This window comes from Bacillus sp. 2175 (genome assembly GCF_057812155.1).
Window position 1 is genome coordinate 1,283,112 of sequence record NZ_CM173819.1, and the last position, 23,030, is coordinate 1,306,141.

General features: G+C 35.9%; 26 protein-coding genes. 24 read left to right on the forward strand and 2 right to left on the reverse strand.

Annotated elements, in window-relative coordinates:
• The first annotated feature begins 293 nt into the window (after positions 1–293).
• From ACXKY9_RS06990 to aroB, 8 genes are all read left to right on the forward strand, one after another.
• On the forward strand, positions 294–566 hold the full coding sequence (locus ACXKY9_RS06990; protein ID WP_001043860.1) for an HU family DNA-binding protein: 273 nt from the start codon (positions 294–296) through the stop codon (positions 564–566).
• A gap of 120 nt (positions 567–686) precedes the next feature.
• Positions 687–1,256 (forward strand): GTP cyclohydrolase I FolE, encoded by a 570-nt coding sequence (folE, locus tag ACXKY9_RS06995; RefSeq protein WP_001151482.1) that lies wholly within the window; start codon positions 687–689, stop codon positions 1,254–1,256.
• A gap of 183 nt (positions 1,257–1,439) precedes the next feature.
• Complete coding sequence (locus tag ACXKY9_RS07000; protein WP_000332858.1) at positions 1,440–2,174, forward strand: heptaprenyl diphosphate synthase component 1; 735 nt, start codon at positions 1,440–1,442, stop codon at positions 2,172–2,174.
• 38 nt (positions 2,175–2,212) lie between these two features.
• Positions 2,213–2,926: a 2-heptaprenyl-1,4-naphthoquinone methyltransferase gene (menG, locus tag ACXKY9_RS07005; RefSeq protein WP_001187674.1), complete on the forward strand. Its 714-nt coding sequence runs from the start codon at positions 2,213–2,215 to the stop codon at positions 2,924–2,926.
• Between the two features lie 31 nt (positions 2,927–2,957).
• Positions 2,958–3,920: a heptaprenyl diphosphate synthase component II gene (hepT, locus tag ACXKY9_RS07010; protein ID WP_000776086.1), complete on the forward strand. Its 963-nt coding sequence runs from the start codon at positions 2,958–2,960 to the stop codon at positions 3,918–3,920.
• A 124-nt stretch (positions 3,921–4,044) separates the two neighbouring features.
• The gene (gene ndk, locus ACXKY9_RS07015; protein ID WP_000415883.1) at positions 4,045–4,491 is read left to right on the forward strand and encodes a nucleoside-diphosphate kinase; all 447 of its coding nucleotides are present in this window, start codon (positions 4,045–4,047) and stop codon (positions 4,489–4,491) included.
• Between the two features lie 263 nt (positions 4,492–4,754).
• Positions 4,755–5,927, forward strand: a complete 1,173-nt coding sequence (gene aroC / locus ACXKY9_RS07020) for a chorismate synthase (protein ID WP_001269389.1) — start codon at positions 4,755–4,757, stop codon at positions 5,925–5,927.
• Complete coding sequence (aroB, locus tag ACXKY9_RS07025; RefSeq protein WP_000526811.1) at positions 5,927–7,012, forward strand: 3-dehydroquinate synthase; 1,086 nt, start codon at positions 5,927–5,929, stop codon at positions 7,010–7,012. The genes aroC and aroB overlap by 1 nt, the downstream gene beginning before the upstream one ends.
• A 218-nt stretch (positions 7,013–7,230) precedes the next feature.
• Here aroB and ACXKY9_RS07030 read toward each other — a convergent pair whose 3' ends face one another.
• A complete protein-coding gene (locus tag ACXKY9_RS07030) occupies positions 7,231–8,667 on the reverse strand; it encodes an IS4-like element IS231C family transposase (protein ID WP_001053969.1) in 1,437 nt (478 codons plus the stop codon).
• 143 nt (positions 8,668–8,810) lie between these two features.
• On the opposite strand from ACXKY9_RS07030, the gene hisC reads away from it, so the two are divergent.
• The 13 genes from hisC (at position 8,811) to ACXKY9_RS07095 (ending at position 20,180) form a co-directional block, all read left to right on the forward strand.
• On the forward strand, positions 8,811–9,923 hold the full coding sequence (gene hisC / locus ACXKY9_RS07035; RefSeq protein WP_001264024.1) for a histidinol-phosphate transaminase: 1,113 nt from the start codon (positions 8,811–8,813) through the stop codon (positions 9,921–9,923).
• A 328-nt stretch (positions 9,924–10,251) separates the two neighbouring features.
• Positions 10,252–11,514 (forward strand): tetratricopeptide repeat protein, encoded by a 1,263-nt coding sequence (locus ACXKY9_RS07040; RefSeq protein ID WP_001168673.1) that lies wholly within the window; start codon positions 10,252–10,254, stop codon positions 11,512–11,514.
• A gap of 73 nt (positions 11,515–11,587) precedes the next feature.
• On the forward strand, positions 11,588–12,124 hold the full coding sequence (locus ACXKY9_RS07045; protein ID WP_001095925.1) for a ReoY family proteolytic degradation factor: 537 nt from the start codon (positions 11,588–11,590) through the stop codon (positions 12,122–12,124).
• Positions 12,125–12,278: 154 nt separating this feature from the next.
• On the forward strand, positions 12,279–12,740 hold the full coding sequence (locus ACXKY9_RS07050; RefSeq protein WP_000871314.1) for a YpiF family protein: 462 nt from the start codon (positions 12,279–12,281) through the stop codon (positions 12,738–12,740).
• 137 nt (positions 12,741–12,877) lie between these two features.
• Entirely contained in the window at positions 12,878–13,390 is a 513-nt protein-coding gene (gene qcrA, locus ACXKY9_RS07055; protein WP_001280593.1) for a menaquinol-cytochrome c reductase iron-sulfur subunit, read from the forward strand.
• A complete protein-coding gene (qcrB, locus tag ACXKY9_RS07060) occupies positions 13,391–14,065 on the forward strand; it encodes a menaquinol-cytochrome c reductase cytochrome b subunit (protein WP_000932700.1) in 675 nt (224 codons plus the stop codon).
• 43 nt (positions 14,066–14,108) lie between these two features.
• Positions 14,109–14,876 (forward strand): menaquinol-cytochrome c reductase cytochrome b/c subunit, encoded by a 768-nt coding sequence (gene qcrC, locus ACXKY9_RS07065; protein WP_000554603.1) that lies wholly within the window; start codon positions 14,109–14,111, stop codon positions 14,874–14,876.
• 118 nt (positions 14,877–14,994) lie between these two features.
• On the forward strand, positions 14,995–15,585 hold the full coding sequence (gene lhaT, locus ACXKY9_RS07070; RefSeq protein ID WP_025967075.1) for a lipoprotein heptaprenylglyceryl N-acetyltransferase LhaT: 591 nt from the start codon (positions 14,995–14,997) through the stop codon (positions 15,583–15,585).
• A 25-nt stretch (positions 15,586–15,610) separates the two neighbouring features.
• Positions 15,611–16,297, forward strand: coding sequence for a lipoprotein intramolecular transacylase Lit (gene lit, locus ACXKY9_RS07075; protein ID WP_000414377.1), 687 nt, complete (start codon positions 15,611–15,613; stop codon positions 16,295–16,297).
• Between the two features lie 107 nt (positions 16,298–16,404).
• Positions 16,405–17,193, forward strand: a complete 789-nt coding sequence (gene ypjB / locus ACXKY9_RS07080; protein ID WP_000831583.1) for a sporulation protein YpjB — start codon at positions 16,405–16,407, stop codon at positions 17,191–17,193.
• Between the two features lie 101 nt (positions 17,194–17,294).
• Complete coding sequence (locus ACXKY9_RS07085) at positions 17,295–17,978, forward strand: zinc metallopeptidase (RefSeq protein WP_058839490.1); 684 nt, start codon at positions 17,295–17,297, stop codon at positions 17,976–17,978.
• Positions 17,979–18,045: 67 nt separating this feature from the next.
• Positions 18,046–19,415, forward strand: a protein-coding gene (locus ACXKY9_RS07090) for an IS3-like element ISBth167 family transposase (protein WP_087942837.1) whose coding sequence is annotated in 2 segments (ribosomal slippage) — positions 18,046–18,511 and positions 18,511–19,415 — 1,371 coding nt in all. Because the reading frame shifts where the segments join, the coding sequence is not laid out codon by codon here.
• A 123-nt stretch (positions 19,416–19,538) separates the two neighbouring features.
• The gene (locus ACXKY9_RS07095) at positions 19,539–20,180 is read left to right on the forward strand and encodes a uracil-DNA glycosylase (RefSeq protein ID WP_000876869.1); all 642 of its coding nucleotides are present in this window, start codon (positions 19,539–19,541) and stop codon (positions 20,178–20,180) included.
• Positions 20,181–20,208: 28 nt separating this feature from the next.
• Here the strand turns inward: ACXKY9_RS07095 and ACXKY9_RS07100 are convergent, their stop codons facing one another.
• On the reverse strand, positions 20,209–21,090 hold the full coding sequence (locus ACXKY9_RS07100; protein ID WP_000202121.1) for a YitT family protein: 882 nt from the start codon (positions 21,088–21,090) through the stop codon (positions 20,209–20,211).
• 377 nt (positions 21,091–21,467) lie between these two features.
• Here ACXKY9_RS07100 and ACXKY9_RS07105 point away from each other — a divergent pair, with 377 nt between their 5' ends.
• From ACXKY9_RS07105 to mgsA, 3 genes are read left to right on the forward strand one after another with little or no spacing between them, the layout of a single operon-like run.
• Positions 21,468–21,809 carry a nucleotide pyrophosphohydrolase gene (locus ACXKY9_RS07105; protein WP_002108639.1) on the forward strand — a complete coding sequence of 114 codons (342 nt, stop codon included), beginning with the start codon at positions 21,468–21,470 and terminating at the stop codon, positions 21,807–21,809.
• A complete protein-coding gene (dapB, locus tag ACXKY9_RS07110) occupies positions 21,809–22,609 on the forward strand; it encodes a dihydrodipicolinate reductase (protein ID WP_000658809.1) in 801 nt (266 codons plus the stop codon). The genes ACXKY9_RS07105 and dapB overlap by 1 nt, the downstream gene beginning before the upstream one ends.
• 14 nt (positions 22,610–22,623) lie before the next feature.
• Entirely contained in the window at positions 22,624–23,019 is a 396-nt protein-coding gene (gene mgsA, locus ACXKY9_RS07115; RefSeq protein WP_000684765.1) for a methylglyoxal synthase, read from the forward strand.
• The last annotated feature ends 11 nt before the right edge of the window (positions 23,020–23,030 follow it).

A 23,030-nucleotide genomic window follows, 5' to 3' on the forward strand; every position in this document is an offset into this window, starting at 1 on the left:
AATCCCTCTCATTGTAGAGGGATTTTTTGTTTTTTTGATTATAAAATAGAAAAATAAACAGTCATTATCTAATACATTGTTGTAAATTGTCAAGTTTCATCAGATTTTCACATTTTCAGAGTAACAATTTCCTTAAAAATATTGAATTATAAAGGAGAATCGTATAATATAGGCGTTGATAATGATTTATCTACATCTTTGTAGTATAGAATTTGCAAAAATTGCCTACAAATGAAAGTAAGACTCATTTTATGATCATTATACAGTCTTATCTTTGGGAGGAGGTGAATGGCATGAACAAGACAGATTTAATCAATGCTGTTGCAGAAGCAAGTTCCCTTTCTAAAAAGGACGCAACAAAAGCAGTAGACGCTGTTTTTGATTCTATCTTAGAAGCTTTAAAACAAGGTGATAAAGTACAACTGATCGGATTCGGTAACTTCGAAGTTCGTGAGCGTGCGGCTCGTAAAGGTCGTAACCCACAAACAGGTGAGGAGATTGAAATCGCTGCAAGTAAAGTACCTGCATTCAAACCTGGTAAAGCGTTAAAAGATGCGGTTAAATAATCCTTACATATTAACAGGGAAGAAGAGTTTCCTTTTTGGGAACTCTTCTTTTTGCTTTTAAAAACATAAATATGCTAGAATGTGTTCGTATCACTTTTAGGTTTTCGGGAGGGCTAGCGGATGGCAAAAGTTAATTTAGAACAAATTGAACATGCAGTACGCCTTATTTTAGAGGCGATTGGGGATGACCCAAATCGTGAGGGAGTACTTGATACACCAAAGCGTGTTGCAAAAATGTACGCAGAAGTGTTCTCAGGTATGCATGAAGATCCGAAAGAGCATTTGCATAAAGTATTCGGAGAAGATCACGAAGAGCTTGTACTAGTAAAAGATATACCATTTTATTCGATGTGTGAGCATCATTTAGTTCCATTCTATGGAGTTGCTCACGTTGCATATATTCCGCAAGGTGGAAAGGTGACAGGGTTAAGTAAATTAGCTCGTACCGTAGATACAATTGCACGTCGCCCACAACTGCAAGAACGTATTACATCAACAGTAGCGAACTCTATTATGGAAGTACTAGAGCCTCATGGTGTAATGGTAGTAGTAGAAGCAGAACATATGTGTATGACGATGCGTGGTGTAAAAAAACCAGGTGCGAAAACAGTAACGACAGCAGTGCGTGGTGTGCTTGAAAATGATGCTGCAGCGCGCAGTGAAATTTTATCGTTTATTAAAACGAAGTAAAGAAAAGCGGGAAACTGCTTTTCTTTTTTTTTTTAGTAAATAAATGATATAGTTTTAACTAGACAGAGTGAGATTAGAAAGATTGCTTACATGAATGGTAGGTGTAGCCAAGTTTTGGTTATAGAAAATAGAGTGTATGTGTTATAATAAGTTTTATGAATTAGAAAACAAGGGTGATTTTTTGTGTGTGACATCTACGGAGGGTATGCGAGTATAAAAGAAAAATTGATGGAGAAATTACGCCATCCTTACTTTATAAACTATATTGAAGAACCATTTATTGATGAAGAAAAGATAGCATTGTTATATGGTGCTTTAAAGAGTGCAAACTTACATATAGAACAAATTGAGCATTACGTAGTAACAATTATGCTTGTACAAATTGCGCTTGATACGCATGAAAGGGTATCAAATAAAGCAGGCGAGGAAGAGATTGAATTCCATAAATGTCGTCAATTAACAGTACTTGCAGGCGATTACTATAGTGGACTATATTATTATTTATTGTCTATGAATCGTGATATTGTTTTAATTCGTGCACTTGCTGAAGGAATTAAAGAGATAAATGAACACAAAATTATGTTATACCAAAAAGCGCATGAAACGACGGATGACATAATGAAAAGCATAGTAATGATTGAGTCTGCGCTCCTTCAAAAAACATGTGATCATTTTCAGTTATCACATTGGAAGCCATTTATCACATACGTATTAGGTGGAAATCGCCTTCAAAAAGAAATTCAATTGTATGCTGATAAGCAACATTCGCCTGTTTTTCAAGCTATGCAAGATGCTTTAGGGGATAAAGCAGAAGTAGTGATTAATGGTTGGATGAAGGAATTGAGAAAGAAAGAAAAACAATTTTTAGAAAATCACACAGACATAAATGAAATAAATTCTGTGTTAAGGAATAAATAGAAGACATAAGCAATTTTACATTGGAAGAAGGTACGAGCATGCAACAATCAAAAGAAGAAAGAGTACATGACGTATTTGAAAAGATTTCTGATAAATACGATGTGATGAATTCTGTAATTAGTTTTCAAAGACATAAAGCGTGGCGTAAAGAAACGATGCGAATTATGGATGTACAACCAGGCAGTCAAGCGCTTGATGTATGCTGTGGAACCGCAGATTGGACAATTGCGCTAGCTGGAGCCGTAGGTGAACAAGGAAAGGTTGTTGGCTTAGACTTCAGTGAAAATATGTTATCTGTCGGTAAGCAAAAGGTAGAGGCGTTACAATTAAAACAAGTAGAACTTCTACATGGGAATGCAATGGAACTTCCGTTTGAAGATAATACGTTTGATTATGTGACGATTGGGTTTGGTTTACGTAACGTACCGGATTATATGCACGTATTAAAAGAAATGACGCGTGTAGTAAAACCAGGTGGAAAAGTAATCTGTTTAGAAACATCTCAACCAACAATGATTGGTTTTCGACAAGGGTATATTTTATACTTTAAATATATCATGCCGTTATTTGGAAAGATGTTTGCGAAAAGTTATAAAGAGTATTCATGGCTTCAAGAATCTGCTAGTACGTTCCCAGGGATGAAAGAATTGGCTCAAATGTTTGAGCAAGCTGGACTTGAACGTGTGCAAGTGAAACCATTTACTTTTGGGGTAGCAGCGATGCATTTAGGTATTAAACCAGAATCAAAATAGAAAAAAGAAGTTTTAGGTTAAGGTGAACAATATGAAGTTACAACTTATGTACTCTTTTTTACGATCGGATATTAATGTGATAGAAAAAGAATTAAAAAAGACAGTCGCTTCTGAACAGCCATTAGTAGAAGAGGCAGCATTACAGCTTATTGAAGCTGGTGGGAAACGAATTCGTCCTGTATTTGTGTTGCTTGCAGGGAAATTTGGAGATTATAAGTTAGATGCGATTAAGCATGTTGCTGTTGCGTTAGAACTTATTCATATGGCTTCTCTTGTTCACGATGATGTTATTGATGCTGCATTTTTACGACGCGGCAGTGCGACTGTGAATGCGAAATGGGGAGATCGTATTGCGATGTATACAGGGGACTATCTGTTCGCTAAGTCTCTTGAATGTATAACAAATATCGAAATTCCAGAGGCGCATCAAGCGTTATCACATACTATTTTAGAAGTCTGTAAAGGTGAAATTGAACAAATTAAAGATAAATACAATTATAACCAAAATTTAAGAACGTATTTAAGAAGAATAAAGCGAAAAACAGCATTATTAATTGCCGCGAGTTGTCAATTGGGAGCGATTGCTGCTGGTGCTAATCGTGATACGGTAAATCGTCTATTTTGGTATGGGTATTTTGTAGGAATGTCTTATCAAATTATTGATGACATTTTAGACTTCGTTTCTACAGAAGAGAAACTTGGAAAACCTGCTGGCGGAGATTTACTACAAGGGAATATTACACTTCCTGCTCTATATGCGATGGAAGATCCCGTACTTCGTCAGAAAATCACATCTGTACATGAAAATTCAACAGCAAGTGAAATACAAGAAATTATTGATGCTGTAAAAAATAGTACAGCAATTGATCAAGCATTTGCATTTAGTGAACGTTATTTACATAAAGCTTTAGAAATAATAAAACCACTCCCACGTGGAAAAGCAAAGTACGCATTACAAAATGTTGCAAAGTATATTGGAAAACGAAAATTTTAATGTTTATTCTAAAAAATAAAATAATCTCTCTATTTCAAAACTATTGCACAATTGTGATAAGGGTGATAATATGTGTGTGGGGATATACAATTACATACATAATTCAGAAGTGGAGAGATTTTTTATGGAAAAAACATTTCTAATGGTAAAACCAGACGGTGTACAACGTGCCTTCATTGGGGAAATTGTAGCTCGTTTTGAGAAAAAAGGCTTTCAATTAGTTGGTGCAAAATTAATGCAAGTCACTCCGGAAATTGCTGGACAACACTACGCTGAGCATAAGGAAAAACCTTTCTTTGGTGAGTTAGTAGACTTTATTACATCTGGACCTGTGTTCGCAATGGTATGGCAAGGTGAAGGTGTAGTAGATACAGCGCGTAACATGATGGGGAAAACAAGACCACATGAAGCAGCTCCTGGAACAATTCGTGGAGATTTCGGTGTAACTGTTGCGAAAAACATTATCCATGGTTCTGATTCTTTAGAAAGCGCAGAGCGCGAGATTGCTATTTTCTTTAAAGAAGAAGAATTAGTTGACTACTCAAAATTAATGAATGAATGGATTTACTAATTATTTTGAAATAATTTGTAAACGCTTTAATCACTGTGATAATAGTAAAAAGTGCAAGGAGAATAGGGGTATTCTTCTTGCACTTTTTTATTTTCAGTTAGTTACGAAGTTTGAGCTGTTATGATATGTTGATATTTAAATTAGGCCTATCGGAAATATAGAATAAGAAAATGGTCGATTTATGATATAATTTCTTTAATATTTTTAGAATGATAAAAGTTAATATAGTGAGATAAATACATATACGAAAAGAGGAATAACGTATGCGATATATTACAGCTGGTGAATCTCATGGTCCACAACTTACAACGATTATAGAAGGTGTTCCGGCAGGATTGTCTTTAGTAGCAGATGATATAAACGAAGAGTTAGCTAGAAGGCAAAAGGGATATGGGCGCGGTAGACGCATGCAAATAGAAACGGATCAAGTGCAAATTTTAAGTGGTGTTAGACATGGAGAAACATTAGGTTCCCCTATTGCACTTGTTGTTGAAAATCGTGATTTTGCACACTGGACAAAAATTATGGGGGCGGAGCCTTTAACTGAGCAAGAAGAAAAAGAGATGAAAAGGAAAGTGACAAAACCAAGGCCTGGGCATGCTGATTTAAATGGTGCGATTAAATATGGTCATAGAGATATGAGGAATGTACTGGAACGTTCGTCAGCGCGCGAAACGACGGTGCGTGTTGCTGCTGGTGCGGTTGCTAAAAAGGTGTTAGCAGAACTTGGTATTAAAGTGGCGGGCCATGTAATTGAAATTGGCGGTGTACAAGCTAAGGAGATTACGTATAGTTCAATTGAAGAATTAAAGAGTATTACAGAAGCATATCCTGTACGTTGCTTAGATGAAGAAGCTGGTAACCAAATGATGAAAGCGATTGATGATGCGAAAGCAAATGGTGATTCAATTGGTGGAATTGTTGAAGTAATTGTGGAAGGGATGCCAATTGGAGTAGGTAGCTACGTGCATTATGATCGAAAACTGGATGCGAAATTAGCAGCTGCAATTATGAGTATTAATGCTTTTAAAGGTGTCGAGATTGGAATTGGTTTTGAAGCAGCGCATAGACCAGGAAGTGAAGTTCATGATGAAATTCTGTGGGATGAGGAGCATGGATATACACGAAGAACAAATAATGCAGGTGGACTAGAAGGCGGTATGACGACTGGAATGCCAATTGTTGTGCGCGGTGTGATGAAACCGATACCTACACTTTATAAACCTCTTCAAAGTGTAGATATTGATACGAAAGAGCCTTTTACAGCGAGTATTGAACGTTCAGATAGTTGTGCAGTGCCAGCAGCTAGTGTCGTTGCAGAAGCGGTTGTGGCTTGGGAATTAGCGACAGCTTTAATAGAACAATTCGGATTAGATCGTATGGAACTAATTCGTGAAAATATTGAGAAACATAATGAATATGCGAGGGGATTTTAATGGGAAACATACATATTCAAACGAAATCAAAAGAATATGATGTACATGTTGGTAAAGAAGCGTTGTCAAACTTAACAACGATCGTTCAAAATATGCAGCCAGCGGTATCTAACGTAATGATCATTTCAGATGAAGCTGTTGCATCACTACATTTACAGACAGTTATCGATGCATTACAAGTAGAGCAGCACGTGTTTTCGTTTGTTGTACCAAGTGGCGAAAAAGAGAAGTCTTTCGAAAATTTCTATGCGGCTCATACGTCAGCTCTTGAAAATAAATTAGATAGAAATTCTTTAATTCTTGCACTTGGAGGCGGAATGATTGGAGATTTAGCTGGTTTTGTTGCTGCATCGTTTATGCGTGGTATTCGCTTTGTGCAGGTTCCGACAACTTTATTAGCGCACGATAGCGCTGTGGGTGGGAAAGTAGCGATTAACCATCCGTTAGGTAAAAATATGATTGGTGCATTCCATCAGCCAGAAGCAGTTGTATATCATACACCGTTTTTACAGTCTCTTCCTGAAAAAGAGTGGCGTTCAGGTTATGCAGAGGTGATAAAGCATGCTCTTATCGGTGATGTGGAGCTATACCATTGGTTAAAAGAAGAAGTGCAAACATTAGCGGATCTTCATGATGAGAAGTTAATCCATATATTAACGAAGGCGATTCCTGTAAAGGCAAATGTTGTGTCACAAGATGAAACAGAGAAGGGTGTACGTGCTCATTTGAACTTTGGACATACGTTAGGACATGCTCTTGAAAAAGAGCTAGGGTATGGAAATATTACTCACGGTGACGGTGTAGCGGTTGGAATGTTATTCGCCATATTTTTAAGTGAGCAAGTGTACAAGGTTGATCTTGCTTATGAAGATATGAAGCAGTGGTTCTTGAAATACGGCTATCCAAAAATGCCAAGGGATTTGAATGTAGAGCGCCTCGTTCAATTGATGAAACAAGATAAGAAAGCAAATGCAGGAGCAATTCATATGGTGCTTATGCAGGAATATGGGGTAGTGAATGTCGTATCTATTTCAGATGAGACTGTTCATATTGCGTTAGAGGCATTTCAAAAAGATATGATTTAAAATGATAGCGAAGTGCTGTGAAGTGCTCATTTAGAGGTATTCTCGTAATAGTGACGGTTATGACAAAAGATTACAGTAAGGGGCTATAACCCATGCCCATCAACTTAAGGATAGAAACTCTACGGTTTTCCATTAATTGAAATGAACAAACTTTTAAACAGTATAATCCTCTTAAAAATGAGCATACGAAATAAACCCTAACGGGTTTCATTTTTTTCTTATGCAGCTTTCTTTTGTTTTCTCAATCCATTATACTCATAGACAACACCCATAATATCAAAGATAGTTTTCTTCTCATATCGATGGGATTTCCGGCCATTTTTCTTTAGTAGGGTAAACAGGCGGATTAAAACCTTTGTTATTATACGGGTGTTTCTCTGTATCGCTTGATATAACAGGGATAGATGATCTTGAATCATCCCAATTGCTTTATATTCGCTTAGTTCTCTTTTGTGCTTTTGCAACAGAAGTTGGCGCATCTTAAACATCGTGGAAGAACATATAAAAATGGCAATGAGTTTTCCATACACATGGCATTCTAATCGCTCTTGTTTGATAGTTTGCCAATGATGAATTTGAAATAGAGATTTCCACGTTTTAAATATGATTTCGATCTGCCAGCGGAGGGAGTAAAAATCATGGATTTGTTCCATCGGAACCACTTCCCAAGGCGTATTCGTAACATATATGTTGATACCCGTTAATCGTTTACTCTTTTCTGAAAATGTAATCCCCTTTTTACTTTCGGTATAGCTTTGTTTTTTTCTACGTTCCAGTATTTGTTCCTCTGTTAATCGGTAGATAATTACTCTTGTAAATAATCTTTGATTCTTGCCAATATACGACTCTTTTATTTCATACGTTTGTCCTGGTTTTAACGTGTGCATAATGTTCTCTAAATCAACTTGGATATACTGTGACTGTTTTTTGATTGTCCCATTTCGAAAGTATTCTGGAAATGGATTTTTCGTATAGACGGTATGGTTTAACTTAAGTCTTGATATATAGCACACGCCACGTTGATCCATTTGATCTAAGTCTTCCAATGAAAAATATCCTAAATCACGAATACACAGATCACCCGGCCGTAAGGTATCTAAGCAATCTGTTCCAAATGTTTTATCATTATTTTTTCCAGGACCTACCTGGAAGTTTAAAAACTGTCCGCTGTGTAAGTCATATTCTAATTGAATCTTGATACCTGCAGTTTGTGCACAACCACCTGACCCAGGATATACATGTGCTAAATGTTTCGGTACTTGGAAAATCGTCGCATCTAAAATACGGATTCGTTGAAAATACGTGAGTGCTGCACTTGAAATGGCTGATGTTTTACAAAGTTTACTTTTCCATAATGCAGAAAAAATATATTTCAAAAATTCAACCGCTTTTTTATCAAAGCGTTTATTGAGTCCTTCTGGACTCATAAGAGTGCCTGTGGCGGCGTGTAATTGACTGCATAGTCGAACGAGAGAATCACTCGCTGTACGTTGACTGACCCAGATACATATGGTAGCTAATTCATTTCCTGAAAACTTTCGTTTTCTTTTTACAAAACCTAATTCTTTAGCGAGTTCTTCCAAAAGAGAAGGGGTTAAATGACGATACAGCTCTTCAGAAAATAGTTGTAATTCATCTTGAATTGAAAGATTCATAAAAAATGTCATCCTTTCTAGCTAGCTTTTTAGAAAGAATAACGTTTTTTGACACTTGGGGGTAGTGCAAATTCTTAAGTTGATGGGCATGGGGCTATAACCGTATTGTAATCAAATTGAATGAAATGACTGGGGGAAGAAAAATGAGAGTGAAAGAGCAATTGTTAACTTTGAGAGCGTATGTGCCTGGGAAAAACATTGAAGAAGTAAAAAGAGAATATGGTTTATCAAAAATTGTGAAATTAGCATCCAACGAAAATCCATTCGGTTGTTCAGCACGTGTGACAGAAGCATTAACTTCTTTAGCGAGCCAATATGCCCTTTATCCAGATGGATATGCCTTTGAACTTCGGACAAAAGTAGCGGAACATTTAGGTGTAAAAGCAGAACAACTACTATTTGGTAGTGGATTAGATGAAGTCATTCAAATGATTAGCCGAGCGTTACTACATGAAGGAACAAACGTTGTAATGGCGAATCCTACGTTTTCACAATATCATCACCATGCTGTTATTGAAGGAGCAGAAGTTCGTGAAGTATCACTTAAAGATGGTATTCACGATTTAGATGCAATGCTAGAGCAAGTAGATGAGAAAACGAAAATTGTCTGGATTTGTAATCCGAATAATCCAACAGGTACATATGTTGAGAAACAAAAATTACTTTCATTTTTAGAATCAGTTCCTAAGTCGGCTCTCGTTATTATGGACGAAGCATATTATGAATACGCGGAAGCAGAAGACTATCCGCAAACATTACCACTTCTTGAAAAGTATGAAAATCTTATGGTTTTACGCACGTTTTCAAAAGCATATGGTTTAGCTGCTTTTCGTATCGGATATGCGATTGGGGATGCGAAGTTAAACGGACAGCTAGAAGTAGCTAGGTTACCATTCAATACATCAACTGTAGCCCAATCTGTAGCACTCGCTGCATTAGAAGATCAAGCCTTTTTACAAGATTGTGTGCAAAAGAATGCTGAAGGTTTAAATCAGTATTATGCATTTTGTAAAGAATATAACGTATTCTATTATCCATCCCAAACAAATTTCATTTTCTTAAAACTTGGTATACCGGGTAATGAAGCTTTCGAACGATTAATGAAAAAAGGATATATCGTTCGTTCTGGTGCTGCATTTGGTATCGATGATGGTATTCGTATTACTGTCGGTTTGAAGGAAGAAAATGATGAAATTATAGAGTTGCTGAAAGAGCTTGTAAATGAGCAAGTACAGAAAGAAGAAACATATTCTTAAGAGATTGTGAAGGCTCCTAGTATAGGAGCCTTTTTTATCGCATTCAAAATAAAGGTTGAAGACTGCTAATTAAGTTATTCTGTAAACCACGGTTTGTATGGCTCGATAATTAGTGAGAGAAGTTATTTGCACGGTCATAAAAGAAAGCGGTACAATAGAAGATGATGGTAAGGTATCGGTGTCATATCCGAACCTTTTGAACAATTAACTACTCTGTAAGAAGAAGTATAAGAAGAAGTATGCTCATTCTAAAGGTTGCGTTCTAACAGTGAGTTGCTTATGATAAATGAACAGAAGAGAATATTTTTTAGAATTAAAGGAGACGTTTATGCAAAAGTTTGAACAAGCTGTTTCATATATTGAAAATGGTGAAGCGGAAAAAGGATTACAATTATTAAAAGAACAATTAAAAATTGCGAATGATGAAGAGAAGTATGATATCGCTCGTTACTATCATACGCTTGGATTTACAGATGAGGCATTAGCAATTACTGAAGACTTACGTTTACTGTATCCAGAAGAAAGTGAATTCACTGTATTTTTAGCAGAATTATATATTGATCTAGATAAAGAAGATGAAGCGATTGAAGTGCTTCATGATATTCCAGAAAATGACGATTTATATGTTCAATCGTTATTACTTGTTGCAGATTTATTCCAAATGCAAGGTTTTGATGATGTAGCAGAGCAAAAACTATTAAAGGCGAAAGAAATGATGCCTGATGAACCTGTTATTACGTTTGGGTTAGCAGAATTATATAGTAGTAAAGGTGAAGAACAAAAGGCAATTACTTATTATGAATCGCTATTAGCGGAACATAAAGTAATGGGTGGTGTTGTGATCGCACTTCGCCTCGCAGAAACGTTAAGCGCGATCGGAAACTGGGAAGAAGCGATTTCTTATTATGAAGCAGGCCTAGAGGAACAAAAAGATATTCACTCATTATTTGGATATGCCTTTACATTATACCAAGGTGAAGAATATCAGAGAGCAATTGGTGCTTGGCAAGAACTAAAAGAATTAGACCCTGAGTACGCATCACTGTACATGTATTTAGCGAAAAGCTATGAAAAAGAAGGAATGCTTCAAGAAAGCTATGAAACGCTTCATGAAGGAATTAAAGTAGATGAGCTTTCAGTTCCATTTTATGTAGAGTTAGCGAACATTGCGGCGAAATTAGGGAAAATAGTAGAAGCAGAGGAAGTTCTTCAAAAAGCGCTTGAGTTAGATCCAGGGCATTTAGGTGCAACATTAAAATATGCATATATCTTAAAAGGACAAGAAAAGTACGAAGAGTTAATTGCAATTGTAGAGCGTGCTATTGATAGTGGAGAACCAGATACACAACTACTTTGGGATCTTGCGTATGCAAAAAAACAATTAGAAATGTATTCGGATGCATTAAAACACTATGAAAGTGCATATACTTCTTTTAAGAATCATCCAGACTTCTTAGAAGAGTACGGTTATTTCTTATTGGAAGAAGGAAAACGAAAAGAGGCGAAAGAAGTATTTACCCAGTTATTACAACTAGACCCGACACAAATTCATATTGAAGAATTGTTATATAATTTAGAGGATTTTTCATAAGTTGGAAGGAAACTGAATGCCGCTTCTTGAATCTAAAAAGAAAAGAGAAAGACAGAGGAGGGACTTAATTGCTATGAATACCCCTGTTTCTGTAAACGAGAAGAAGGATTTTGTAAAATGGTTTTTGAATAATTACCAACTGAAACAGCGTGAATGTGTATGGATTCTGAATTATTTAATGAGTCACGACCAATTGATGCATAAAGTCCACTTCGTAGAGCATGCAAAATATTGTCCGCGTGGCTTAGTGATGTCAGCGAATTGTGTGAAAGACACACCGTTTCACTTTTTTAAACAAAATGTTATGACAACAGATGCTGAAAAATCGTTTCATGATATTCGTTTAAATCGAGATGAGGATATTTATATTCAACTCAACTTTAAATCATCGTTTCAAAATGCGAATTATGTAGCTGTATTAGAAGAAAACCCATATCTACCAAAGCATATTGAAGTAAATGAAAAAGATCGTTTACTTGCAGAAAGGTTTTTGGAAGAAAGTGTATTTTCGTTTAGGAGAGAACGCCTTTTGAAACAAATTGATGAAGCGTTAGATAAGCAAGATAAGGAAGCGTTTCATAGATTAACGGCAGAGTTAAAGACTTTATAGAATTTATTTGGATTAATTAATTTTTACAAATTTCAGACTTTTATAAAGAAAAACTACCTATATTGGGTAGTTTTTCTTTTTTTACCTCTTTTAGTGTGGTTTAATATATATAAAGTGAAAGTTCTGTCATTTGCAAGTGAAGGAGGGAAGGGATTTGAAGTGGATTGTAAAAGATGTAGAACAGTTTGAGCAAGCAAGAGAGTATGTTGATACAGGAGTAATACCGCTGTTATCAATTTCGGCAGCAAAAGAAATGAAAATGGTTGTAGAACAAGGTGAATTTATCGAATTGTTGAGCACGGAATTGGAAAGAGAGTATAAAGGAAGAGTGCTTTTACTGCCTGCGTTTACGTATTTGGTAGAAAGTCAAAAGAATGAAAAAGGTCGTTTGCAAGAATGGACAAATCATTTACGAAGTGAAGGTTTTAAGCATATTGCTTATGTTACAAGTGATTTTTCATGGAAAGAGGATATGCAAGAGTTACAGGGAGATTTATTTTGGTTTCCTTCATTAGCGTTAGAACAATTTAGTGATCAAGCAAAAAGAGAAGTTATTCATGCGCATATAAAAAATATAATGGTGATGTTGGAAGAGAAATGGGGAAACTCGCAATAAACAGAAAGTTCTTATTATTATGAGTAGTATGATATTGACCTGTGCATGAGCGTATTATATCATGATAGTGTCCTAGTTTTTATTTTTTATATAATTTATCACGAGGGGACAATTTCTGATAGAGGGGGGAAATTTTCGTGAGCGACAAAGAACATCGCGTGTCAAGAAGACAATTTTTAAATTACACACTCACAGGGGTAGGAGGCTTTATGGCTGCCGGTATTTTAATGCCGATGACGCGATTTGCGCTTGATCCGGTGTTAAGAAAAGAAGCGGGAACAGATATGGTTGCTGTTGCGCAAGTAAAGGATATTACAACAGAGCCGAAGCGTTTCGATTTTAAAGTGAAGCAGGTTGATGGTTGGTACAAGTCTGAAGAACCAAAATCGGCTTGGGTTCATAAAGATGAAAGCGGAGACATTGTTGCGTTCTCTCCAGTATGTAAACATTTAGGATGTACAGTTAACTGGAATTCGGACAAAGCACATCCGAATCAATTCTTTTGCCCATGTCACGGGGGGCGTTATACAAAAGATGGGATTAACATTAAAGGTACGCCACCCCTTGCTCCGCTTGATGTGTACGAGTCTAAAGTGAAAGATGGAACGCTGTATCTAGGAAAAGCGAAGCCAAGAGGGGGTGCAAAGTAGATGTTAAATAAAATTTATGATTGGGTGGATGAAAGATTGGATATTACACCAATATGGCGTGATATCGCTGATCATGAAGTACCTGAACATGTAAACCCGGCACATCACTTTTCTGCATTCGTCTATTGCTTTGGAGGACTTACCTTTTTCGTTACTGTAATTCAAATTTTATCTGGAATGTTTTTGACGATGTATTATGTGCCTGATATTAAAAATGCTTGGGAATCAGTTTACTATTTACAAAATGAAGTTGCTTATGGGCAAATTGTTCGTGGTATGCACCACTGGGGTGCTAGTCTCGTAATTGTAATGATGTTTTTACATACACTCAGAGTTTTCTTCCAAGGTGCGTATAAAAAGCCCCGTGAGTTAAACTGGATTGTTGGTGTTCTTATTTTCTTTGTTATGTTAGGTCTTGGTTTTACCGGATATTTATTGCCGTGGGATATGAAAGCTTTATTTGCTACAAAAGTAGGGATTCAAATTGCAGAGCAAACACCGCTCATTGGTCCTTATATTAAAACATTACTCGCTGGTCATTCCGAAATTGTTGGCGCTCAAACATTAACTCGCTTCTTTGCTATTCACGTCTTCTTCTTACCAGCAGCACTTCTAGGTTTAATGGCCTTCCACTTCATCATGATTCGCAAACAAGGTATTTCCGGTCCACTATAAGAGATTGCTAAATTAAAGGGGAAAGAACTAAAGGAGGGAGATTATGCATCGCGGCAAAGGGATGAAGTTTGTAGGAGATTCTCGGGTACCAGTAGCTCGGAAACCAAATATTCCAAAAGACTATTCTGAATACCCAGGGAAAACAGAAGCATTTTGGCCGAACTTCTTGTTAAAAGAATGGATGGTTGGTGCAGTTTTTTTAATCGGTTATTTATGTTTAACAGTGGCGCATCCGTCGCCGCTTGAGAGAATGGCGGACCCAACAGATGCTGGATATATACCACTTCCAGATTGGTATTTCTTATTCTTGTATCAGTTATTAAAGTATTCGTATGCTTCCGGTTCATTTACTGTAATTGGAGCATTTATTATGCCAGGGATTGCGTTTGGAGCATTACTGTTAGCTCCATTTCTTGATCGAGGTCCAGAAAGACGTCCATTGAAGCGTCCTGTGGCAACTGGATTTATGCTTTTAGCAATTGCATCGATTATCTTTTTAACTTGGGAATCTGTAGCACACCACGACTGGGAAGCTGCAAAAAAACAAGGAGCAATTGTAAAAACAGCGCCAGTTGATAAAAATGATGATGGCTATAAATTAATGCAAAAAAATACTTGTTTAACATGTCATGGTGACAATTTACAAGGCGGGGCAGCAGCACCGGCACTGCAAAACTTAACTTTAAAGCCAGAAGAAATTGCTAAAATTGCGAAAGAGGGAAAAGGTTCAATGCCTAAAGGTGTATTTAAAGGTACGGATGAGGAACTGAAGAAGCTTTCGGAATTCGTTGCAAAGTATAATAAAAAATAATAAAAAGCTGACTACAAAATTTGTAGTCAGCTTTTCTATTTAGTTGGATGAAGTTTGTTATAATAGAGTAGGATTTAATGAATGAATTACTTTGCTTGAAAGGTGTTGGACATACGGATTGGTGTACTTGTATGCAATGTTAAGACAACGCTCGGTATTATTATTTTTATTAATTGTTAACATATTAGGTACAATTTACGGATTTATATGGTACGGAAATCAATTGAAAGAAACGTCACCTATATTTTGGCCGTTTGTACCAGATAGTCCTATGGCGAGTCTCTTTTTTGTCTTTGTTTTAATTGCTTTTTTGGCAAAGAGAAACTGGGGATTAATAGAAGCGTTAGCGATTGTAACTTTAATAAAATATGGTATTTGGGCTGTTGTTGTAAACGGGATTATGATTTACGTAAAAGGGCCTATTGGCCTTATGGGCTACATGTTAATGCTTTCGCACTTTGCGATGGCAGTACAAGGATTTTTATATGCTCCATTCTATCGTATAAAAAAATGGCATTTTATAGTAGCAGCTGTGTGGACGTTGCATAACGATGCAATTGATTATTTATTTTGGCAAATGCCGCGATATGGAATTATGCATTTGTTTGTAGAGGAAATTGGTTATTTTACGTTTTGGTTAAGTATTGCTGTACTATGTATTACATATTATTGTTGCTTACGTGAGCAAAGGAAACAATTTTCTTTATGATGGTTAGAACATTTAGGGGGAGAACATGGAGAAAAATAAGAGTGGTACAAAAATATTGGATCGATTGATTACTTTAGTTGTTTCATATAGCATAGCATTTTCTATTTTTGCACTCGCAACAACGGCAGTTGTCTATGGAAAATGGCTGTATTATTTTGAAATTGATTTTTTAAATATTCCTGATTTAGCGGATATGACGAAGGATGAAATTAAAAGAAATTACGATGTGCTTATTACATATTTATCCCCGTTTTATGACGGAGCATTACATTTGCCAACATTAGATATGTCCACAAATGGCCGTATTCATTTTGTAGATGTTAAAAATATTTTAGTAAAGATTCAATATGTGATGTATGCGACAATTATGATTGCAGTGATAGGCGGAATTTATTTATTAAAAAAGAAAAATGAAAAGTTTTTACTGCACGGATCGATTTTAACAATCATTTTTCCGATAGCGCTTATGTTACCGATTGCTATTAATTTTGAAAAGAGTTTTGTATTATTCCATAAACTTTTATTTAGTAATGATTATTGGGTTTTTGATCCTGAAAAAGATCCAATTATATTAATGTTACCAGAAGAGTTCTTTATGCATGCTGCGTGTGCTATTTTATTATTCATTTTAGGTGGTAGTATACTTTGTTACAGTTTATATCGATATTTCGTAAAAAAGAAAAGGATGTCACAGAAAAAATTCTCTGCTTAAAGAGAATTTTTTTCTTTGTAAAATGATAATATATTTTTCGGTCTAGTTCTGTTCTATTCTTGTCCAAATTAACATATTTTGTACTAGTAGTTATAGGGGGGACCGGGATGAAGAGAACATTAATTGGATTGATAGCATTTCTAATTATAATGTTTCCGTTACGTATATATGCTGAAGAGTGGAATGAGCTAACAGGGTTGTTAGACGACTCGTTACAGTTAGTGAAGCGTAATGAAGATGAAAAAGCGGTACAAGTATTACAACATTTCTCGGAGCAATTTTTAATAAAGGGGAATGAAAAGAAGCAGGAAGTAACACCAGATCAAGTTAGAGTTATTTCTTTAGCTTACGATAAGGCGCAACAATCGCTCTCTGAAGAAGGTTTAGGTAAGCAAGCTAAAATTGATAATGTGCTGGCATTACAACTTGCTGTTGATGCACAAGTATCGAAATATCAACCACTTTGGATGGAAAGAGAAAGGAAAGTAATGGATGCCTTTTCTCAAATGGAAAAAGCGATGGAAAAAGAAGATGCTGGGCAGTTTCAACAAACGTTAAATACGTTTTTAAATGAATTCAATATTATTTATCCAAGCTTAATGATTGCTTTGCCAGAAAACGAGGTTCAGCGTGTAAATGTTCATTTATCTTATTTAGATGAATTTCGTAACGTTATGTTAAAAACGAAAGGCGGCCAAATGCAATTAGGGATTATTAAAGGGGATTTGCAAAAGATATTTCACACAGTAAAAAAAGATGAAATTGCACCCTCTCTCATTTGGTTTATGACAATTACTGGGGGACTTATTTTCTTCACATTAACTTATGTTGGATGGAGAAAGTATAAAGGAGAAAGAGAAAAAAGAAAAAGTAATGTACATTCTAAAAATAGATAATGCAATAAATAAAGATATGGATTGTAAGGTTTATTCATTGACAATAGTGGCAGAAGAAAATAGAATGAGAAGTACTATAATTAAAACTTCAATGGAGGTTCATGATGTTTTATTTAATTTACTTCGCGATCATAATGATCATACCGTTGTATGCACAGTCAAGAGTACGTAGTGCCTATAGCAAGTATTCACAAGTTTATTCAACATCAGGTATGACAGGAGCGGAAGTGGCTCGAAAAATTTTAGATGAAAATGGATTATACAACGTAGCTGTAGAAGAAACACCAGGTCATTTATCAGACCATTATGATCCAACCGCTAAGACGGTTCGATTATCAACAGATAACTATTATGGACATTCAGTTGCTGGTACAGCAGTTGCAGCACACGAAGTAGGACACGCAATTCAAGATGCAAAAGATTATAAATTTATGCGCGTTCGTCATTCGTTAGTGCCAGTTGCAAACTTTGGTTCGAATATGTCTTGGATTTTCGTCCTAATCGGTATATTTGCACAAATGTCTGGTTTGTTGTTATTAGGTATCATTTTAATGGCAGCAGGTGTTGTGTTCCAGCTCGTTACATTGCCAGTTGAGTTTGATGCGTCAAAGCGCGCAATGCAACAAATTGAAGCGTTAGGTATTGTATCAACAGATGAATATGGGCAAGCTCGTAAAGTATTAAATGCGGCAGCATTAACATATGTAGCAGCTGCAGCTGTAGCGGTATTTGAATTATTACGTCTCGTATTAATGTATACTGGTATGCAGCGTAGCGACGACTAAAGACTATCAATTTTGAAGTGCACCCCAATTGTTAGACACATAACTAACAATTGGAGGTGCATTTTTTATGGCTAAATTTTCTTCAAAAGATAAAATACAAGCAGTAAAACGATATCTAGAAGGTACGGAAGGCGGAAAAACCATTGCTAATTCTATAGGGGTTCATCCTAGAGAACTTTATCAATGGATTAAACGGTTTGAATTTTCAGGGGAAAAGGCGTTTGAAAAACGCTATACAACTTACCCTCTCGAGTATAAACTAGATGTAATTCATTATATGAATGAAAATGGGACATCTCTGAGAGAAACAGCTGCTTTTTTTAATATTCCTTCTTGCGAAACACTCCGAAAATGGAAAGTAGCTTATGAAACAGAAGGATTAGATGCCCTAAAATCAAAGAAAAAGGGGCGTCTAACCATGGCCAAAGAAAAAGCTAAGCTCCAACATTTAAAACAAAACGAAGTATTTCTTGAAGGTTCTATAGAAGCGCTACAAGCAGAGAATGAACGTCTGCGTATGGAAAATGACTATTTAAAAAAGTTGAATGCCTTAGTTCAAAAGAAGAAAACATCACAGACCAAGACAAAGCGCAATTGATTTATGAATTAAGGCATAAATATAAGGTCGTTGACCTTGTGAAAGTCGCTAATATCGCTCGTAGTACGTATTATTACTGGATGAAACAAGCGAAACGTCCAGATAAATATAAGAAAGTTAAAGAATTAATTAAAGAGATTTTTAGTGAGAATTTTGGGAGGTATGGTTATCGTCGTATTACATTGGAATTACGTAATCGAGGCCATGCATTAAATCATAAAACCGTTCGACGTTTAATGAATATCCTGGGATTAAAATGTCTTGTTCGATTAAAAAAATATCGTTCATATAAAGGGACTGTCGGGAAATTCGCTCCTAATATTTTAAAACGTAATTTTCACGCATCAAAACCAAACGAGAAATGGGTAACAGATGTGACGGAGTTCCACTTACATGGTAAAAAACTATATCTATCACCCATTTTAGACTTATATAACGGAGAAATTATAGCTTACAATATAGAACATAGACCTGCCTATTCCCTTGTTTCTAAAATGTTAAATAAGGCGTTTCAATGTTTGAATGATAAGGAAACTCCTATTTTACACTCGGATCAAGGTTGGCATTATCAAATGCGACAATATCATCAGTCGCTTAAAAAACATAACGTTATCCAAAGTATGTCCCGTAAGGGAAATTGCTTAGATAATGCAGTCATGGAAAATTTCTTTGGCTTATTAAAGTCTGAATTACTTTATCTTAAAGAGTTTGAAAGTATGGAACAATTTAAGCAAGAACTAGAAACTTATATTCATTACTACAATCACAAAAGAATTAAAACAAAACTAAAAGGATTGTCCCCTGTGCAATACAGAGTTCAATCCTTAGTAGCTGCTTAATATATTTGTCTAATTTTTTGGGTTCAGTTCATTTTGATAGTCTTTTTTTGTTGTATGGATTGAATTATATAATGTATTGCAAATAGAAATAATAGAAGTAATGCGGAAAGGCGGTGGGGGGAAATGAAATATCCAGACCATTTAGTAAAACAAGTGCAAGAGCGCAGTGCTCCTTATCAACTAGAAGGTTTTTTAAGTGGACAAGGTCCTGAAAATCCCAAATTTATGTTGTTAGGAGAGGCGCCTGGTGAAACAGAAATTCATAATGGGATTCCGTTTAGCGGGAGGGCGGGAAAACAATTAATGGATTTTTTAGAGCGTATTGATGTTACAAGGGAAGAAGTATATATTACGAGCGCTGTTCGAAGTAGACCTTATAAATGGCGAGAGAAAAAAGAACGAAATGGTGAAATCATACAAAAAAAGTATAATAGAACGCCAAATCAGGGAGAAATAGTTGCCCATGCGCCTTTGTTAGATTATGAATTAGAGAAAATACATCCGAAGCTTATCGTCACGCTTGGAAATATCGGTCTTCAACGTTTAACAGGAAAAAAAAAAACAATCACAGATGTACACGGGCAATTATTAAAACAGCCCATTCAAAAATTAAAGGATATGCAAAGTGCAGAGTTTACATGGTCAGAGAAAGAATATCATGTTTTTCCGACTTTTCATCCAGCTTCCATTTTTTATAATCGGAGTTTATTGGAGCTTATTCATGAGGATTTTGAGAAGCTTAAAAGACTTGTAATAAAAAACTAGAAAAGCTAAGGCGCTTTTCTAGTTACATTTAATTATGTAAAGGGTTTTTATTTTCATCTAACGTAAATCCTTCACCAACTACATCATGTACATCACTTACAGCGACAAAAGCATGAGGATCTACAGAAGTAATGATATTCTTTAATTTCACGATTTCATTTTTAGCAACAACGCAATACAATACGTTACGTTCCACTTTTGTATACGATCCAACAGCTTTTAAAAAGGTTGCTCCGCGCTCCATTTCAGATAAAATTTTGGCAGCAATTTCATCGTTTTTCTCTGAGATAATAGTCGCTCCTTTGGCAGCATAAGCTCCTTCTTGCATAAAATCAATGACTTTAGCACCGATAAAAACAGCAACTAGCGTATACATGCCCTCGCGGTATGATAAATAGGTAAGAATAGAGACTACGATAACGACAGCATCAAACATAAACATTGTTTTCCCCATACTCCAGCCAACATATTTGTGAGCTAGTCGTGCGATAATATCTACACCGCCAGTAGTCCCGCCATATTTAAATATTATTCCAAGGCCGATACCGATAAATGCCCCGGCGAATAAAGCTGCGAGTGTCATATCATTTTGCAAGTTTAAATGTAAGTTGAGTACTTCGTAACGCTGGAAAATCCATAGAAATAAAGATACGCTAAAGGTGCCAATTAATGTATATAAAAATGTCGTTCTGCCAAGTAACCTCCAACCAATAAAAAATATAGGGATATTTAAAATTAAGTTTGAGTAGGAAGGATCAAACTTAAATAAAAAATACAATAATAGTGTAATACCAGTAAACCCACCCTCTGCAAGGTGGTTTTCAATATTGATATTGACAATACCGAAAGAAAATATAGCGGAACCGATTAAAATAAAAATAATATTTCGCATCTTCAATTTTGATGTCATATAGAAATCCCCCTAATTATGTAATGATTGCATTGCTCCGCTGAAACAGTAAAACATAATAATAAGTAATTTCTAGTTGCTAGTGAAAATAGTAAGAACTTGATTGATGTGGGCTGATCTTTTGTGAAAAGCACAAAAGAAGGTTTCACGTTATCCCGCTCTAACGGCTGATAGGAGATGAAGCAAAGAAGAGGGGCAAACCAGCCGTAGGAACCCGATTAGTTCAACTAATCTTTTGCAAAAAAACGCAAAAGAAGTTTCACTTTATTATAGTCTATCCAAAAATGGGTCGCAAATAGGTGTTTGGCGGGGAATAATATTTGTCAAATCGCGATGAATTGGCTAACATGAAAGAGGAAGGATTAGAGGTGAATAGTATGGAAGCAAAAACGATGAAAGATATGCAGAAAGAAGTAGATGCATATATTGGTCAGTTTAAAGAAGGTTATTTCAGTCCGCTTGCAATGATGGCTCGTTTAACGGAAGAAATGGGAGAGCTTGCAAGAGAGGTAAATCATTATTATGGTGAGAAACCGAAGAAAACAACTGAAAAAGAAAGAAGTATTGAAGAAGAGCTTGGAGATGTATTATTTGTTATGATTTGTATGGCAAATAGTTTAAATATTGATTTAGAGACAGCACATAACATTGTAATGAATAAATTTAATACACGTGATAAAGATCGCTGGACACGTATTGATGAGGGAGAGAAAGAATAATGAAAGAAATTAAAGTAATTATCGCCGGACCAAGAGGACGTATGGGACATGAAGCAGTTCTTCTTATGGAAAGAACGGAACATTTTAATTTAGTAGCAGCAGTGGATTATAAGCATGGTGGTGAGAAGATTTCTGATTTACCTGGCATGCCAGCATTACATGCACCGATTTACGCTGATTTACATACTTGTTTAGATGAAGTAGAAGCAGATGTGTTGTTAGATTTAACAACACCAGAAGTGGGGAAACAACACGTTACACTTGCAGTTGAGCGTGGACTTCGTTCGGTTATTGGTACAACTGGATTTACAGAAGAAGAATTGGCACGTTTAACAGAGAATGCAAAAGAAAAAGCAGTAGGAACAATTATTGCTCCAAACTTTGCAATTGGTGCAGTTCTTATGATGAAATTCTCACAAATGGCAGCGAAATATTTCCAAGATGTTGAGGTAATTGAATTACATCATGATCAAAAATTAGACGCACCATCTGGTACAGCTGTAAAAACGGTAGAGTTAATTCGTCAAAATCGTGAATCAAAGCAGCAAGGTCATCCAAAAGAAGTAGAGCAACTAGCAGGTGCACGTGGTGCAAATGTAGACGGTATTCACATTCATAGTGTACGTTTGCCAGGGCTTATTGCACACCAAGAAGTAATGTTCGGTGGAGATGGACAAATGTTAACAGTTCGTCATGATTCATTCAATCGTGCATCATTTATGTCAGGTGTAAAACTATCAATTGAGACAGTAATGAACCTTGATCATCTTGTGTACGGTTTAGAAAATATTATCGACTAAAGGGGAGACAACGGATGAAAATTGCCTTAATCGCACATGACAAAAAGAAAAATGATATGGTTTCGTTTGCATACGCATATAAACCAATTTTTGAACAACATGAATTATTTGCAACAGGAACGACAGGGCTTCGTATTATGGAAGCGACTGGATTAGTTGTAACAAGATATCAATCTGGCCCTCTTGGTGGAGATCAAGAAATTGGTGCAATGATTGCAAAGAACGATTTAGATATGGTGATTTTCTTCCGCGATCCATTAACAGCACAGCCGCATGAACCGGATGTGAATGCATTGCTTCGTTTATGTGATGTATATGCGATTCCACTTGCAACGAATATGGCAAGTGCTGAAATGTTAATGCACGCATTAGAGCGAGGAGATTTAGATTATCGTAAGTTAAGAAAATGAGGGGAACAATT

Coding starts and splice junctions, on each gene's coding strand:
- ACXKY9_RS06990 (WP_001043860.1), top strand. CDS start 294: ATGAACAAGACAGATTTAATCAATGCTGTTGCAGAAGCAAGTTCCCTT.
- folE (WP_001151482.1), top strand. CDS start 687: ATGGCAAAAGTTAATTTAGAACAAATTGAACATGCAGTACGCCTTATT.
- menG (WP_001187674.1), top strand. CDS start 2,213: ATGCAACAATCAAAAGAAGAAAGAGTACATGACGTATTTGAAAAGATT.
- hepT (WP_000776086.1), top strand. CDS start 2,958: ATGAAGTTACAACTTATGTACTCTTTTTTACGATCGGATATTAATGTG.
- ndk (WP_000415883.1), top strand. CDS start 4,045: ATGGAAAAAACATTTCTAATGGTAAAACCAGACGGTGTACAACGTGCC.
- aroC (WP_001269389.1), top strand. CDS start 4,755: ATGCGATATATTACAGCTGGTGAATCTCATGGTCCACAACTTACAACG.
- aroB (WP_000526811.1), top strand. CDS start 5,927: ATGGGAAACATACATATTCAAACGAAATCAAAAGAATATGATGTACAT.
- ACXKY9_RS07030 (WP_001053969.1), bottom strand. CDS start 8,667: ATGAATCTTTCAATTCAAGATGAATTACAACTATTTTCTGAAGAGCTG.
- hisC (WP_001264024.1), top strand. CDS start 8,811: ATGAGAGTGAAAGAGCAATTGTTAACTTTGAGAGCGTATGTGCCTGGG.
- ACXKY9_RS07040 (WP_001168673.1), top strand. CDS start 10,252: ATGCAAAAGTTTGAACAAGCTGTTTCATATATTGAAAATGGTGAAGCG.
- ACXKY9_RS07045 (WP_001095925.1), top strand. CDS start 11,588: ATGAATACCCCTGTTTCTGTAAACGAGAAGAAGGATTTTGTAAAATGG.
- qcrB (WP_000932700.1), top strand. CDS start 13,391: ATGTTAAATAAAATTTATGATTGGGTGGATGAAAGATTGGATATTACA.
- qcrC (WP_000554603.1), top strand. CDS start 14,109: ATGCATCGCGGCAAAGGGATGAAGTTTGTAGGAGATTCTCGGGTACCA.
- lit (WP_000414377.1), top strand. CDS start 15,611: ATGGAGAAAAATAAGAGTGGTACAAAAATATTGGATCGATTGATTACT.
- ypjB (WP_000831583.1), top strand. CDS start 16,405: ATGAAGAGAACATTAATTGGATTGATAGCATTTCTAATTATAATGTTT.
- ACXKY9_RS07085 (WP_058839490.1), top strand. CDS start 17,295: ATGATGTTTTATTTAATTTACTTCGCGATCATAATGATCATACCGTTG.
- ACXKY9_RS07095 (WP_000876869.1), top strand. CDS start 19,539: ATGAAATATCCAGACCATTTAGTAAAACAAGTGCAAGAGCGCAGTGCT.
- ACXKY9_RS07100 (WP_000202121.1), bottom strand. CDS start 21,090: ATGACATCAAAATTGAAGATGCGAAATATTATTTTTATTTTAATCGGT.
- ACXKY9_RS07105 (WP_002108639.1), top strand. CDS start 21,468: ATGGAAGCAAAAACGATGAAAGATATGCAGAAAGAAGTAGATGCATAT.
- dapB (WP_000658809.1), top strand. CDS start 21,809: ATGAAAGAAATTAAAGTAATTATCGCCGGACCAAGAGGACGTATGGGA.
- mgsA (WP_000684765.1), top strand. CDS start 22,624: ATGAAAATTGCCTTAATCGCACATGACAAAAAGAAAAATGATATGGTT.